Consider the following 12,711-nt stretch of genomic DNA (forward strand, 5'->3'; position numbering starts at 1 on the left):
GGCGTTTTCCTTTGCAGGGGTGGACCTGCCTCAACGACCCTTGAACAGGCCGCCAAGGATCCCGCGCACGATGCGCCTGCCTGTGGTGCCTTTCAGCTCCTTGATGACGGCCTCTTGCAGGGCCGAGCCGAAGGTGTCCTTCGGCTTGCCATAGCTGCGCGCGCTGGAGCGGCTGACCCGCCCGCCGGAATATCGCCGGGCGGCGTTGAATTCCCGCGCCATCGGGTCGTCGGCGGCTTCGGCCTGGTCCTCGGCAGCTTCGGCTGCGCGGGCCGCAGCTGCGGCGCGCTGCGCCAGGATTTCATGGGCAGAGTGGCGATCCACCGGCGTGTCGTATTTTCCGGCCATGTCCGATGCCGCCAGAATGGTCTTGCGCTCTGCCGCAGAGATCGGCCCAAGCTGCGTCGAGGGCGGGCGGATCAGGGTCCGCTCCACCACGCCGGGCACGCCCTTTTTCTGCAGCATGGAGGTGACAGCCTCCCCGACGCCCACCTCGCGGATGGCCTCTTCGGTGGAGAAGCGGGGATTCTCGCGGTAGGTTTCCGCCGCAAGTTTCAGGTTTTTCCGATCCCGCGCGGTGAAGGCCCGCAGGGCATGCTGGATCCGGTTGCCCAGCTGCCCCAGAATGTCTTCGGGGATGTCGCCGGGATGCTGGGTGATGAAATAGACACCCACGCCCTTGGAGCGGATCAGGCGCGCCACCTGCTCCACCTTGTCGACCAGCGCCTTTGGGGCGTCATCGAACAGAAGATGCGCCTCATCGAAGAAGAAGACCAGTTTGGGTTTGTCCGGATCGCCCACTTCGGGGAGGTCCTCGAACAGCTCGCTCAGCAGCCACAACAGGAAGGTGGCATAAAGCCCAGGCGCCGCCATCAGCTTGTCCGCGGCCAGGATGTTAACCATCCCGCGCCCCGTCGTGTCGCAGCGCATCAGGTCTGACAGGTCCAGTGCGGGTTCGCCGAACAGTCTGGCACCGCCCTGGTTTTCAAGCACCAGCAGGCGCCGCTGAATGGCGCCGATCGAGGCGGGCGAGACATTGCCATACCGCAGGGACAATTCCGCGCGGTTCTCACCGATCCAGAGCAGCAAGGACTGCAGGTCCTTCAGATCCAAGAGCGGCAGGCCTTCCTCATCGGACAGGCGGAATGCGATATTGAGGACCCCTTCCTGTGCCTCGCTCAGTTCCAGCAGTCGCGACAACAGGAGCGGACCCATTTCCGCCACCGTGGTGCGCACGGGATGACCCTGCATACCGTAAAGGTCCCAGAACGTGACCGGCGTGTCGTGGTAGCCAAACCCCTCAAAGCCGATCTTGCTGGCACGGGACATGAAGGCGTCATGGAGCTTTTGATCGGTGCTGCCGCTTTTGGCGAGGCCCGAAAGATCGCCTTTGACGTCCGACAGGATAACCGGCACACCAGCGTTCGAGAACCCTTCGGCCAGGATCTGCAGCGTCACGGTCTTGCCGGTGCCGGTCGCCCCGGCAATCAGGCCGTGTCGGTTGGCGTATTTCAGGGAAAGCCCTTGGGGAGATCCATACTCCTCTCCTCCGCCGCCAATGAAAATCTCGTCTGTCATGCGCAAAGATCCTGCTCGTTTTGCCAGTTTCCCGGCTTTGGTACCGTTACAATACTTAATTAACCTTTTTTGTGGATAACTAGAACTGCCCGCCCACGCAAATACGGATGTGAGGGCGGTCATTTCCTCCCTGTCAGACTGGCCGTGCCGTTGTGCACGGCCCTTTTTTTTGCGCCCAATGTCCTGAACGGCCGTGAAATATGCAAAAATAGGCATGAGTCTGTTTGTGTCACTTTTTTTGCCATTGGATGTTGACCGCAGCCCAGCCCTTTCGTAACGTTCCTACCAATAACTAAGTCGGCCAGTCCGACGGGGAGACACAAATATAAAAAAGGGAACCTTCACGGTTCCCTTTTTTATTTGTTTTCATTGCCTTCCAATCTGTCCGGCCTCGTATACATTTCCTTGCCGATGCTTGGATAATGACCTGACACCCGATGTGCATCATGGTAGATCGTTCTGTGATTGTCCTGACACGAAAGAGGCACACATGATCAAGTCCCTGACCAGAATCGCTTTTGCGACGCTCCTAGCGACCACCGCGCCCTTGGCTGCCCAGGAAGCCCAAAATGCGGCCGACGGGGCTGGCGAATCAACTGCGGATCAGATGCTCGACCTGGGCCAGCCGGTCGATGACGGAACGCCCCAGATCGGTGATCGTTATCTCAAGGAAGAATTCGGGGACTGGGATCTGGCCTGCATCAAGACCGAGGCAGACGAGGACCCCTGCTCCCTGTTGCAGATCCTCACCGACCCGAACGGCAACCCGATGGCCGAGGTTTCCATGTTCCGCATCTCTCAGGAGGGCGGACAGGCTGTTGCCGGTGCGACCGTGATTGTTCCACTGGAGACCCTTCTGACCACGGCCCTGACGATTTCCGTCGATGGCGCACCCGGGAAACGCTATAACTATTCCTTCTGCAACCAGCTTGGCTGTGTTGCCCAGATCGGCTTTACCCAGGGCGACATCGACGCCTTCAAGAAGGGTACTGAAGCGATCTTCTCCCTGCGCCCTGCCCCTGCCCCGGATCAGCTGATCGAAATGAAACTGTCCCTTGCCGGGTTCACTGCCGGGTATGACGTTGTGGACGTCGTGAGCCAGTAAACCACCACGTCAGAATTTTGACGAACGTAGAAAAGCCACCGAAGCGGACCAGCTTTCGGTGGCTTTTTTTGTAGAAAGCGACTGGGCCGTCGCCGCGCTCAGATCCGTTTGACGGCCAGAACCGCGTTCAATCCACCAAAGGCAAAGGCGTTGCTCAGCGCGACTTCGACCTCTGCATCGCGGGCCTCGTTCGGGACCACGTCCAACGCGCATTCAGGATCCGGCTCCTGGTAGCCTATGGTCGGTGCGATGACCCCGTCCCGAACCGCCATGATGCAGGCCAACAGCTCGACCGCGCCGGTGCCGCCGATCAGATGCCCGTGCATGGATTTGGTCGATGAGATCATCAGCTGGTCGGCATGTGGGCCAAAAACGTCCGCCACGGCAGCGCATTCGGTCTTGTCGTTGGCCGCCGTGCCGGTGCCATGGGCATTGATGTACCCGACCTTGTCGGCCGCGACCTGCGCATCCTGCAAGGCGCCTGCGATCGCCCGCGTGGCGCCCTGTTTGCTGGGCATGACGATATCGGCCGCATCCGAGGACATGGCAAAGCCGATCACCTCGCACAGGATTTCGGCGCCGCGGGCCCGGGCGTGGTCATAGTCTTCGAACACAAAAATGCCGGCGCCTTCCCCCTGCACCATGCCATTGCGGTTGGCGCTGAAGGGGCGGCAGGCATCGCGGGACATCACCCGCAGCCCTTCCCAGGCCTTGACCCCGCCAAAGCACAGCATGGATTCAGAGCCGCCCGTCACCATCGCGGGCGCCATGCCGCTGCGCACCATCTGAAACGCCTGGGCCATGGCGTGATTGGACGAGGCGCAGGCGGTTGACACGGTAAAGCTCGGCCCCTTGAGGTTGAACTCCATCGAGACATGGCTTGCCGCAGCATTGTTCATGAGTTTGGGCACCACGAATGGATGCACCCGGTTCTTTCCGTCCTCGTAGACGGACCGGTAGTTGTCATCCCAGGTCGATACCCCGCCCCCTGCCGTGCCCAGAACCACACCCGATCTGGCAGAGAGTTCACCGTGAAATTCGATCCCGGATTGGGTGATCGCCTCTTTTGCTGCGGTCAAAGTGAATTGGGTGAACCGGTCATAAAGGCTCATCTGCTGGCGGTTGAACCGCCCTTCGGCCTCGAAGCCCCGCACCTGACCGCCAATCTTGATCGCAAGGCGATCAACGTCGCGAAATTGAAGCGCTCCGATCCCGCAACGTCCTTCGCGCATCGCCTCAAGGGTGTCCGGCACGCTGTGCCCAAGCGCGTTGATCGTGCCCGCGCCGGTGATGACTACTCGTTTCATGGATGTCGTCCTTGCCCGCCCGCGCGGATCAAGCCTTTTCCGTCATCAGTTTCTCGATGCCAGCCACAATGGCCGCGACATTCGAAATGTCAAAATCGCTTTCTTCGGGCGCATTTGCGTTGAAGGGGATCGAAATGTCGAACTCTTCCTCGATTGCAAAGATGCTTTCGACAAGCCCCAGGCTGTCAATCCCGAGATCTTCGAGCGTGCTTTCGGGGGTTACATCCGATAGTTCAAGCACGGCCTGCTCTGCAATGATTTCGATGACCTTGTCCTGAATGCTCATGGCGGTCTCCTGATCCTTTGGCTGGCGCAGATGTAGTCACTGCGCCGTTATTTGAAAACTGCCTTCTTGAGCGCCTCAATGTCGCGCATCAGGCGGGGCAGCCGACGTTGTGCCTTATAGACCTCGGTATGTGTCTCCATTTTGACAGCCGGGTAGCCCATCATGACGCGCCCCGCAGGCACGTTGGACAGGATCTTGGTGCCGCCGCCGGCAATCACACCGTCGCCGATGAAGATATTGTCGACCACGCCGCACTGACCGCCCAGAACCACGTTGTTGCCGATATCGACCGAGCCTGAGGTGCCGGTCTGTCCACACAGCAGGCAATCGCGGCCGATGCGGGTGTTGTGGCCCACATGGACAAGGTTGTCGAGCTTGGTTCCGTCGCCGATCACCGTGTCGCGGATGGTGCCGTTGTCCACCGTGCAGTTTGCGCCCACCTCGACATCATCGCCAATGGTGACCGAACCGAGGGAATGAATGCGCAGCCAGCTTTGCGGTCTTGCATCGCCAGTGTCCTTCAGCGTCTTGCGCACGTTCTCGGCACCCGACACTTCGGGCGTCACATAGGAAAACCCGTCTCCGCCGATCCGTGCACCGGGCTGGGCGCGGAAACGCGCGCCGATCGTGACCCGGGCCCCGATCGAGACCATCTCGCGCAGCTGCGCGCACGGCCCCATGGTCACATCCGATCCGATATGGCACTGCGGCCCGATCACGGAGCCATCGCCGATCGTTGCACCCGCGCCAATAACCGTCAAAGGTCCGACACTGACATCTGCGCCCAGCTGAGCGGAAGGGTCAATCACGGCTGAAGGGTGAATGCCGCCGCCAAAGCCCTGCCCCGGATCCATCATGGAGGTCAGCCCGGCCATGGCCATGCGCGGACGCGCAGCGAAAATGGCGGCCTTCAAGCCCATTGCCCGCCAATCGGCGCCGTCCCAGACCAGCGCGGCCTGAGCCGCGCCCTGGGCCAGGTTCTCGGCATATTTCGGGGATGTGGCCACGGCCAAATCACTGGCCCCGGCATCCTGGGGTTCTGCGGTTTTGGAAATGACGAGGGTGTCGTCCCCGTCGCATTCAGCGCCAAGCGCATCGGCAATCTGCCGGACAGTGTACATAAGAGCCCTTCCTCACATCCAGTGTTGGCGGGCCCCCAGTTTACCCCTGCACGCCGGGCAAAGCCACACCAGCCCGCTGCAGAGCGTCCCATACCTTTGCGTCACGCCCGTAGACGTCGCGCCGGAATTCGGCCCGTCCTTTGCCAGTGACATAAGCGGTCCGATAGATAATGTGAACAGGCACCTGCTGCTCCAGATCCACTTTGGTTTCTTTGCCGGATTTCAGGATCCGGTGGAAAAACGCTTCTGGATCCTCGGTTTGGCGCGCCAGCAGTGCATAGGCAAACTCGAATGGCTGCGCCAGACGAATGCAACCGTGGGAAAAGGCCCGTACCTCGCGGCTGAACAGGTTCTTGTGCGGCGTATCGTGCAGGTAGATGTTGTACTTGTTCGGGAACATGAACTTCACCAGCCCCAAGGCATTCCGGGTGCTCGGCGGCTGACGCATGGCGTAGGGGAAATTGCGCGCCGTGTACTGTGAGAAATCGGCCGAGCTGCGATCAACCACACGCCCGCGGCTGTCGGTGATCTGGATGTGACCGACGGCATTGGGGTTGTTCTGCAGCTTGGGCAGGTATTCCTTGGTGATGATCGAGCGTGGCACGTGCCAGCTCGGATTGATCACCATATGCTCCATCACGTCGGAAAACTCGGGCGAACGGCGGTCGTGCTGGTTCTTGCCGATGACTGAGCGCGTCTCAAAGGTGACATCGCCATTGTCGATGATCTTTGCGGTGAAATCGGTCTGGTTGACCAGGACATGGCGATCGCCCCGGTCGGGCGTCAGCCAGCGCTCGCGCTCCATGGCGACGATGACGGATTTCAGCCGCTCCGAAACCGGCTGGTTGATCTCTGCGATGGTTCCGGTGCCGGCAACCCCGTCCTGCTCCAGCCCGTGATCGGATTGGAACTGCTGCACGGCCAGTTCCAGCTCGTGATCGTACCGCGCCGTGGCGCTGCGCGGCAGGTAACCCATGGTGACCAGCCGGTCGCGCAGGGCGATCACGGCGGGACCTGTATCACCGGGTTCAAGCTTTGCGTTCGGCACAGTCGCGCCCCAGCCGCCCTTTGCGGCCAGTGCTTCGAGGCGGAATTTCTCCCGCATCAGCGCGCGATACTGCGGCGATGCTGGAACCAGGGCCCGCATATAGGCCATGGGCTGGCTGTCGCGGATGCCGACAAGGTACTTGACCGGATCGGTGCGATGCTTCTCTCGCACGATCCCGTCGTCGATGGACTGCGGGTTCAGCAATCCGGTCTGAAGGTCGACAGCGTAATCGACAAAGGCGCGGCTCAACGCGGCTTCGAGCTGCCCGAGGTTTCGAACCGTGCGTGCATCGCGCATCATTGCAACCAGCTCTTGGGCAAGGCGGCTGCGATCCGGCAACCCGTGCGCAGAGGACTCTTCCAGCGCCCGGAGCAAGGCCGCGCGCCGATCCCTGGAGGCCGCGTCATTTCCCGTCCACAACGGGGCATAGCCATTTTCACGGTAGAACTGAGCAACCGCGTCGTCCTGTGATGCGCTGGCGGCAACGGCCTGCTTGAACGCGGTGATCTGCGCTGAGGCCCCCTGCGGAGCAACTGCGAGGCCGGCTCCGAACACGGCCAGCGCGAACAGGCTGGCTCTGAAGGATGGCACAACACTATGGAACGGCGATGATGTCATGGAAAAACAAGCCCCTTCGGATCGGTTATTTTTATCTTGGCTCAGATCACGTGAAATTCTGGTAAAAAAACTTGGCGCCACTGTCTATTCACATTTCGTAAACCATTGCCTGAGATTCTACTTTTGGTCTTCAATGGTTCCATGACCAGAGCAAAGAGCGCCTATTGAAGGGGAAAACATCGAGCAACGTCCCCTTTTGCGCAAAAACTTGCCGAAAAAACGGCGCAAAACGGGGCCTGACCAATCGAATCTTGGATCGTGATTCCCGCTGTGGCATACAGCCCGCGTGTAGGATAACACGAGCCTCCCGTAACATCGGGATATGGCAGGATAAAACATCGTTCGGGATGGCGAGAATAACATGGCAGAAGCTAATGGTACGGGGCTAACCCGTCGGGCACTATTGGGCGCTTTTGCAGCGACAGCCGTCACTGCAGCTCCAACCTTTTCCAATGCAGCAGGCTTTTTGCGGGGGGGTGGTGATATCCGCCGCATCCGCATGTACTCCGGTCGTACCGGGGAACGTCTGGACATGGTCTACTGGATTGAGGGCAAATACATCAAAGACGCGGTGCGTGAGATCAACCACTTCATGCGCGATTGGCGAACCGATGACGTGAAAGAGATCGACCTGCGCACGATCGATATCATGGCGGCGGCACACAATCTGCTGGACGTGAGCGAGCCTTACATGTTGTTGTCGGGTTACCGCAGCCCCAAGACCAACGCGATGCTGCGCAACCGGTCGCGTGGTGTGGCGAAAAACTCCCTGCACATGCGTGGCCAGGCGGCCGACCTTCGCCTCTCTTCCAGATCCGTGTCACAGATGGCCAAGGCAGCCATGGCGTGCCGGGCGGGTGGTGTCGGGAAATACCACCGCTCCAACTTTGTTCACATGGACTGCGGGGTGGTCCGCGACTGGAGCGGTTGAGCCATCGGAAGACAAACGCAGATCCTGATTTGGTCTAGGATTTTAGGAGGGCGTCCCTGGGGCGTCCTTTTTTGATTTTTGGCCTGTCGGACATTCTCACTCGACCAGAGCAATGCGCTTTTTCACAAGTGGACGGCGGGACCTGGAACCGAATGCGCCACAATTGGCAGAAGTTGGAGCGCTGACACGCAGCGGCGGGCGAAACTGTTGGGGGGGGGGTGGCGCACCTGAGAGGATTCGAACCTCTGGCCTCTGCCTTCGGAGGGCAGCGCTCTATCCAGCTGAGCTACAGGTGCGTGTCTGATCGGCGGTATACCCGTGGTTCCCTCATGCTGCAATCCCAAAATTCGGCTGTCATCGTATCAAGTTGGCATCACGCTAGCCTGCCCTCATCGGCCAATTCACAGGCAGATGTCGGCTGCGAATTCGTCTTGCGAAGGCGCCGGGCCGATGCTAACCACAACAGCATCGCGGGTGTAGCTCAATGGTAGAGCAGCAGCTTCCCAAGCTGACGACGAGGGTTCGATTCCCTTCACCCGCTCCAGGCCGTTTTCCACATTCTGATGTCCTGTCAGTATCCCCTCACCGCTGATGCGCCGTGACCGCGACGTAGGGGAATGGCCTGAACCGAGTGCGAGGGCATTGAAAAGCACTGTCTGCCTCTTTACCCAAGACCGTATGACACTCAGATATCTGACCCCGCTTGACCCGGATGAACAGTTGGCCAATGGGCTGGACCGCCCCTGCCCGCTTGCCGTGGCAGACAAGGTACGGTTCTCCGAACTCGATATGCTGCGCCATGTGAACAACAAGGCCTATTTGGGGTGGTTCGAAACCACGCGCGTCACCTATTTCGAAACCTTTTGCCTGTCTCATTTTGCGGGAATGCCCGAGCCGCGCACCGTAATGCGCAATGCGAACGTGCATTATGTCAAAGAAATGGTCGAAGGCGAAAGCTATATCACCACGGCGCGGGCACTCTCCTTCCGGCGCACGTCTTACGTGATGGAACAGCAGATCTGGTCCACAGACCTGCGGGCGCGACTTGAGGCCGTGATGGTCTTGCGCACCCCCGACGGCACGGCGGGCTACCCCATCCCAGCCACACTGGCAGCCCAGTTTCGTGATCTCGACGGGGCCGAGGATCTGAGCGGCGGGTAAGCGCTCTTCAGGGGGCCCAGTGGACCTCGGTGCCGGACAGTACCGCCTGGATTGGAGCTTCTTCGGGTGGCAATGACAATGCCCGCTCCAAGGCGATCCGTTTTGCTTCTCCGAAAATAACCAGATGTTTGCACAAAGCGCCGTTCAAGACCGGCGCGGTGAGGCTGACGCGGGCTTCGGGTTGGCTGTCGGGGCGCAAGACCGCAAGCGGGGATGCGGAATGCGAAAGCGCATCTCGCAGGCCCGGGACCCCGGGAAACAGCGACGCGGTGTGCATGTCTTCCCCCATGCCAAGCAGCAGAACCGAAAGCGGCAGTTCGGGCGCAATCATGGCCTCAACCTCCGCAAGAACGTCTTCGGGCGCGCGGTCCGGCACGTAGAATGGCAAGAAACGGGCGGCGGAGGCCGGTCCGCTCATCAGTCTGGTCCGGATCATCCGCGCATTCGAGCGATCACTGTCGGAGGGTACCCAGCGCTCGTCGCTCGCCATGATGTGCACCCGGTTCCAGTCGATCGGGGCAGCGCAGAGATCGTCAAAAATCGGCCCCGGCGTTGACCCGCCCGCCACAGCGAAAGAGGCCGTCTCGTGATGCAGAAGGTGCGTGTCAAGATCGTCGGCCAGACGTTTGGCAACATCGATGGCCAGGATCTCCTGATCGGGATACTCTTGAATATTCATGGGTTTATTCCTCTCCATTCACGTCCGTCCCTGCGCATCAGGAGGTCGGCATCACCGGGGCCGGTGCTGCCGGTGTCATAGGGTTTCGGGACATCGCCGCGTGCCTGCCAGCCGGCAATGATCGGATCGGTCCAGGCCCAGGCGGCCGCCACCTCGTCGCCCCGCATGAACAGTGTCTGATTGCCCCGGATCATATCGGTGATCAGACGCTCATAGGCATCCGGCGGGTTTTGCCCATCCGCCCCGAGAGCGGTGGCAAAGCTCATGTCCAGGGGCACGTCGATCAACCGCATGCCACCGGGACCGGGTTCCTTGATGGTCACGCTGAGGGTGATCCCCTCATTCGGTTGCAAGCGGATCTTCAGATGGTTGGCATGGCGCCCCGCATCCGCGCCAAAGATCGAGTGCGGCGCGTCCTTGAACAGCACATTGATTACCGAGGAGCGCGCCACAAGGCGTTTTCCGGTGCGCATGTAGAAGGGCGTGCCAGCCCACCGCCAATTGCTGATATGGGCCTTGAAGGCGATATAGCTTTCGGTCGTAGAGCGCGGATTTCCAACGGTTTCCCGGTAGTTCAGGTCCTGCCCGTCATGCCCCGGCCCGGCGCTGTACTGCCCGCGCACGATATGGTGCGGCTTGAGCGGCTCCAGGGCGCGGATGACTTTGAGCTTTTCGTCGCGCACGGCATCAGGATCGAACTTGGCCGGGGGCTCCATGGCAATCAGGCACAAGAGCTGCATCAAATGGTTCTGCATCATATCGCGCATGGCGCCGGCGCGGTCATAGTATTCTTCGCGCCCGGCGACGCCAACGGTTTCGGCCACCGTGATCTGGATGTGATCCACATACTGGCTGTTCCAGAGCGGTTCGAACAGCATATTGCCAAAACGGATCGCCATCAGGTTCTGGACGGTTTCCTTGCCCAGATAGTGGTCGATGCGAAAGATCTGGTTTTCCGAGAAATACCCCGCCAGGGTGGCGTTCAGCTCCTGCGCCGAGGCAAGATCATGTCCAAAAGGTTTTTCAACAACAATCCGGCTTTCCGCATCTGACAATCCGTGGGCCTGCAGCCGCTGTGCCAGCGCTCCAAAAAGGCTGGGCCCGACCGAAAAATAGAAAACACGGATCGGATTGTCTTTTCGCGCCTTGATGATGTCGGACAGTTCGTTCCATCCCCTTTCTTCGCGGGCATCCATCGAGATGTAGCTGATCCGGTCCAGGAAGGCAGGCATGGCGCTTGCGTCAGGGTCATGCTCTCCGAGCGTGGCCTGCACCGCCTCTGCCACAAATTCACGGTAATCCTCGCGGCTCATCTGTGAGCGGGCGGCGCCGATGATGCGCACGGCGTCAGGGAAATGTCCGCCACAGAACCGCCGGTACAGGGCGGGCAGGATCTTGCGCTGTGCAAGATCACCGGTGCCACCAAAGATGACCATATCAAACGGGTCGACCGGAATCACACGAGGGGCCATGGGGCTTGGTCCAATACCTTTTGCCGGGCCATCAAAGCGGGAGATGCGCTTCACATCCCCGTCAGTGCTGCATACGGCGTCTTTCACTTTCGGGTCACTATAGGCTAGCCTTTCAGGAAAGGAACGGCTCATGAGGACACTCGCGTGAAAGATCTGCCTAAACCCGCCGCAAATATGGGAAAATTTCAAGACAGGCTTGTGACGGCGGATGGCAGTGAACGGGCCGTTGTTGCACTCACCAAGCCTGAAACGCTTTGGTTCAACACGGGCACCCTTTGCAATATCGAGTGCACAAACTGCTATATCCTGAGTTCGCCCCGCAACGATGCACTGGTCTACCTGTCAACGGCCGAGGTCCAAAGCTATCTGGACCAGATTGAGGCGCGGGGCTGGCCCATCCGCGAAATCGGCTTCACCGGGGGCGAACCCTTCATGAACCCCGATATGTGCGCCATGGCCGAGGCTGCCTTGTCGCGCGGCCACGAGGTTCTGATCCTGACCAATGCGATGCGGCCGATGATGCGAAAATCGGTGCGCAGGGATCTGCTTGAATTGCAGCGCAGCTTCCCCGGCAAGCTGACCTTGCGGGTATCGCTCGACCATCACACCGCAATGGCTCATGATCGGGAACGCGGTCCGGGTAGCTTTGAGAAAACATTGCAAGGGATGGACTGGCTGCGCGACAACGGGTTTCAGATGGCCGTGGCCGGACGGATCGTCTTTGCCGAAAGTGTAAGCGAGGCCCGCTCCGGGTTTGCCAGCCTCTTTGCGGAGCACGGCTTTGCCATCGATGCCTCGAATCCTGGGCAGACGGTGCTGTTTCCCGAGATGGATGAAAACGTGGAAGTGCCTGAAATCACAACGGCTTGCTGGGGGATTCTGAACAAATCACCCGAGGATGTCATGTGCGCCTCTTCCCGGATGGTGGTGAAACGCAAAGGCGCAGATGCGCCGGTCGTGCTGGCCTGTACCCTCTTGCCCTATGCCCCGGAATTTGAACTTGGCGCCACTTTGGCCGAGGCCGAGGCACCGGTTGCGCTGAACCATCCGCACTGTGCCAAGTTCTGCGTTCTGGGCGGAGCAAGCTGTTCCGCCTGACCGGTTTCAGTGAATGGTGAATTCACCCGTCACATGGCGCCATTCCCCGGCGCTGATCATCTTGCGGTGGGTAAAACGCACCGAATGCAACGGTCCCTCGATCTCGCGCTGCCAGAACTCGATGAATTTGAACATCCGGTCATGGTCCGGGGCCAGATCATAATCCTGCCAAAGAAAGGTGTTCAGGACATGGGGATGGTCCGGCATGTGATAGATGAATTCGGCAGTGGTCAGGCCGTAGCCTTTGAGCATGAGTTCGGTTTCGCTCTTCTCCATCTGTGGTCTCCTCTTTCGAAGGCCCCCCAAG

At 60.0% G+C, this 12,711-nt stretch carries 12 protein-coding genes and 2 tRNA genes; 5 read left to right on the top strand and 9 right to left on the bottom strand.

The window, feature by feature from the left end; genetic code table 11:
• Nucleotides 1-30: 30 nt before the first annotated feature.
• Nucleotides 31-1,578 carry a helicase HerA-like domain-containing protein gene (locus AADA15_RS00260; RefSeq protein WP_341639541.1) on the bottom strand — a complete coding sequence of 516 codons (1,548 nt, stop codon included), beginning with the start codon at nucleotides 1,576-1,578 and terminating at the stop codon, nucleotides 31-33.
• Nucleotides 1,579-2,068: 490 nt separating this feature from the next.
• Here AADA15_RS00260 and AADA15_RS00265 point away from each other — a divergent pair, with 490 nt between their 5' ends.
• Nucleotides 2,069-2,683 (top strand): invasion associated locus B family protein, encoded by a 615-nt coding sequence (locus AADA15_RS00265; RefSeq protein ID WP_341639542.1) that lies wholly within the window; start codon nucleotides 2,069-2,071, stop codon nucleotides 2,681-2,683.
• A 98-nt stretch (nucleotides 2,684-2,781) separates the two neighbouring features.
• On the opposite strand, the gene AADA15_RS00270 is transcribed toward AADA15_RS00265, so the two are convergent.
• From AADA15_RS00270 to AADA15_RS00285, 4 genes are read right to left on the bottom strand one after another with little or no spacing between them, the layout of a single operon-like run.
• Nucleotides 2,782-3,990 (bottom strand): beta-ketoacyl-[acyl-carrier-protein] synthase family protein, encoded by a 1,209-nt coding sequence (locus AADA15_RS00270; RefSeq protein WP_341639543.1) that lies wholly within the window; start codon nucleotides 3,988-3,990, stop codon nucleotides 2,782-2,784.
• A gap of 28 nt (nucleotides 3,991-4,018) precedes the next feature.
• On the bottom strand, nucleotides 4,019-4,276 hold the full coding sequence (locus AADA15_RS00275; protein WP_341639544.1) for an acyl carrier protein: 258 nt from the start codon (nucleotides 4,274-4,276) through the stop codon (nucleotides 4,019-4,021).
• Nucleotides 4,277-4,323: 47 nt separating this feature from the next.
• Complete coding sequence (gene lpxD / locus AADA15_RS00280) at nucleotides 4,324-5,397, bottom strand: UDP-3-O-(3-hydroxymyristoyl)glucosamine N-acyltransferase (RefSeq protein WP_341639545.1); 1,074 nt, start codon at nucleotides 5,395-5,397, stop codon at nucleotides 4,324-4,326.
• A 40-nt stretch (nucleotides 5,398-5,437) separates the two neighbouring features.
• Nucleotides 5,438-7,063, bottom strand: coding sequence for a L,D-transpeptidase family protein (locus tag AADA15_RS00285; protein WP_341639546.1), 1,626 nt, complete (start codon nucleotides 7,061-7,063; stop codon nucleotides 5,438-5,440).
• Between the two features lie 361 nt (nucleotides 7,064-7,424).
• Here AADA15_RS00285 and mepK point away from each other — a divergent pair, with 361 nt between their 5' ends.
• Entirely contained in the window at nucleotides 7,425-7,994 is a 570-nt protein-coding gene (mepK, locus tag AADA15_RS00290) for a peptidoglycan L,D-endopeptidase MepK (protein WP_341639547.1), read from the top strand.
• 219 nt (nucleotides 7,995-8,213) lie between these two features.
• On the opposite strand, the gene AADA15_RS00295 is transcribed toward mepK, so the two are convergent.
• Nucleotides 8,214-8,290: transfer RNA gene (locus AADA15_RS00295), tRNA-Arg, on the bottom strand.
• A 174-nt stretch (nucleotides 8,291-8,464) separates the two neighbouring features.
• Between AADA15_RS00295 and AADA15_RS00300 the strand changes: the two genes are divergently transcribed.
• Nucleotides 8,465-8,538, top strand: a tRNA-Gly gene (locus AADA15_RS00300).
• A 134-nt stretch (nucleotides 8,539-8,672) separates the two neighbouring features.
• Nucleotides 8,673-9,155 carry an acyl-CoA thioesterase gene (locus tag AADA15_RS00305; RefSeq protein WP_341639548.1) on the top strand — a complete coding sequence of 161 codons (483 nt, stop codon included), beginning with the start codon at nucleotides 8,673-8,675 and terminating at the stop codon, nucleotides 9,153-9,155.
• Nucleotides 9,156-9,162: 7 nt separating this feature from the next.
• Here the strand turns inward: AADA15_RS00305 and pgl are convergent, their stop codons facing one another.
• Nucleotides 9,163-9,834: a 6-phosphogluconolactonase gene (gene pgl, locus AADA15_RS00310; protein WP_341639549.1), complete on the bottom strand. Its 672-nt coding sequence runs from the start codon at nucleotides 9,832-9,834 to the stop codon at nucleotides 9,163-9,165.
• Entirely contained in the window at nucleotides 9,831-11,306 is a 1,476-nt protein-coding gene (gene zwf / locus AADA15_RS00315) for a glucose-6-phosphate dehydrogenase (RefSeq protein ID WP_341639550.1), read from the bottom strand. Before zwf ends, pgl begins: the two co-directional genes overlap by 4 nt.
• Before the next feature lie 144 nt (nucleotides 11,307-11,450).
• On the opposite strand from zwf, the gene AADA15_RS00320 reads away from it, so the two are divergent.
• Nucleotides 11,451-12,404: a radical SAM protein gene (locus AADA15_RS00320; protein ID WP_341639551.1), complete on the top strand. Its 954-nt coding sequence runs from the start codon at nucleotides 11,451-11,453 to the stop codon at nucleotides 12,402-12,404.
• Between the two features lie 6 nt (nucleotides 12,405-12,410).
• Here the strand turns inward: AADA15_RS00320 and AADA15_RS00325 are convergent, their stop codons facing one another.
• A complete protein-coding gene (locus AADA15_RS00325) occupies nucleotides 12,411-12,680 on the bottom strand; it encodes an usg protein (RefSeq protein WP_341639552.1) in 270 nt (89 codons plus the stop codon).
• Nucleotides 12,681-12,711 lie beyond the last annotated feature (31 nt).

It is taken from the genome of Phycobacter sedimenti (assembly GCF_038148855.1).
Lineage (GTDB): Bacteria > Pseudomonadota > Alphaproteobacteria > Rhodobacterales > Rhodobacteraceae > Phycobacter > Phycobacter sedimenti.

Bases quoted from the DNA above. Each gene is read 5' to 3' on its own strand.
- AADA15_RS00260 (WP_341639541.1), bottom strand. From the start codon at position 1,578: ATGACAGACGAGATTTTCATTGGCGGCGGAGGAGAGGAGTATGGATCT.
- AADA15_RS00265 (WP_341639542.1), top strand. From the start codon at position 2,069: ATGATCAAGTCCCTGACCAGAATCGCTTTTGCGACGCTCCTAGCGACC.
- AADA15_RS00270 (WP_341639543.1), bottom strand. From the start codon at position 3,990: ATGAAACGAGTAGTCATCACCGGCGCGGGCACGATCAACGCGCTTGGG.
- AADA15_RS00275 (WP_341639544.1), bottom strand. From the start codon at position 4,276: ATGAGCATTCAGGACAAGGTCATCGAAATCATTGCAGAGCAGGCCGTG.
- lpxD (WP_341639545.1), bottom strand. From the start codon at position 5,397: ATGTACACTGTCCGGCAGATTGCCGATGCGCTTGGCGCTGAATGCGAC.
- AADA15_RS00285 (WP_341639546.1), bottom strand. From the start codon at position 7,063: ATGACATCATCGCCGTTCCATAGTGTTGTGCCATCCTTCAGAGCCAGC.
- mepK (WP_341639547.1), top strand. From the start codon at position 7,425: ATGGCAGAAGCTAATGGTACGGGGCTAACCCGTCGGGCACTATTGGGC.
- AADA15_RS00305 (WP_341639548.1), top strand. From the start codon at position 8,673: ATGACACTCAGATATCTGACCCCGCTTGACCCGGATGAACAGTTGGCC.
- pgl (WP_341639549.1), bottom strand. From the start codon at position 9,834: ATGAATATTCAAGAGTATCCCGATCAGGAGATCCTGGCCATCGATGTT.
- zwf (WP_341639550.1), bottom strand. From the start codon at position 11,306: ATGGCCCCTCGTGTGATTCCGGTCGACCCGTTTGATATGGTCATCTTT.
- AADA15_RS00325 (WP_341639552.1), bottom strand. From the start codon at position 12,680: ATGGAGAAGAGCGAAACCGAACTCATGCTCAAAGGCTACGGCCTGACC.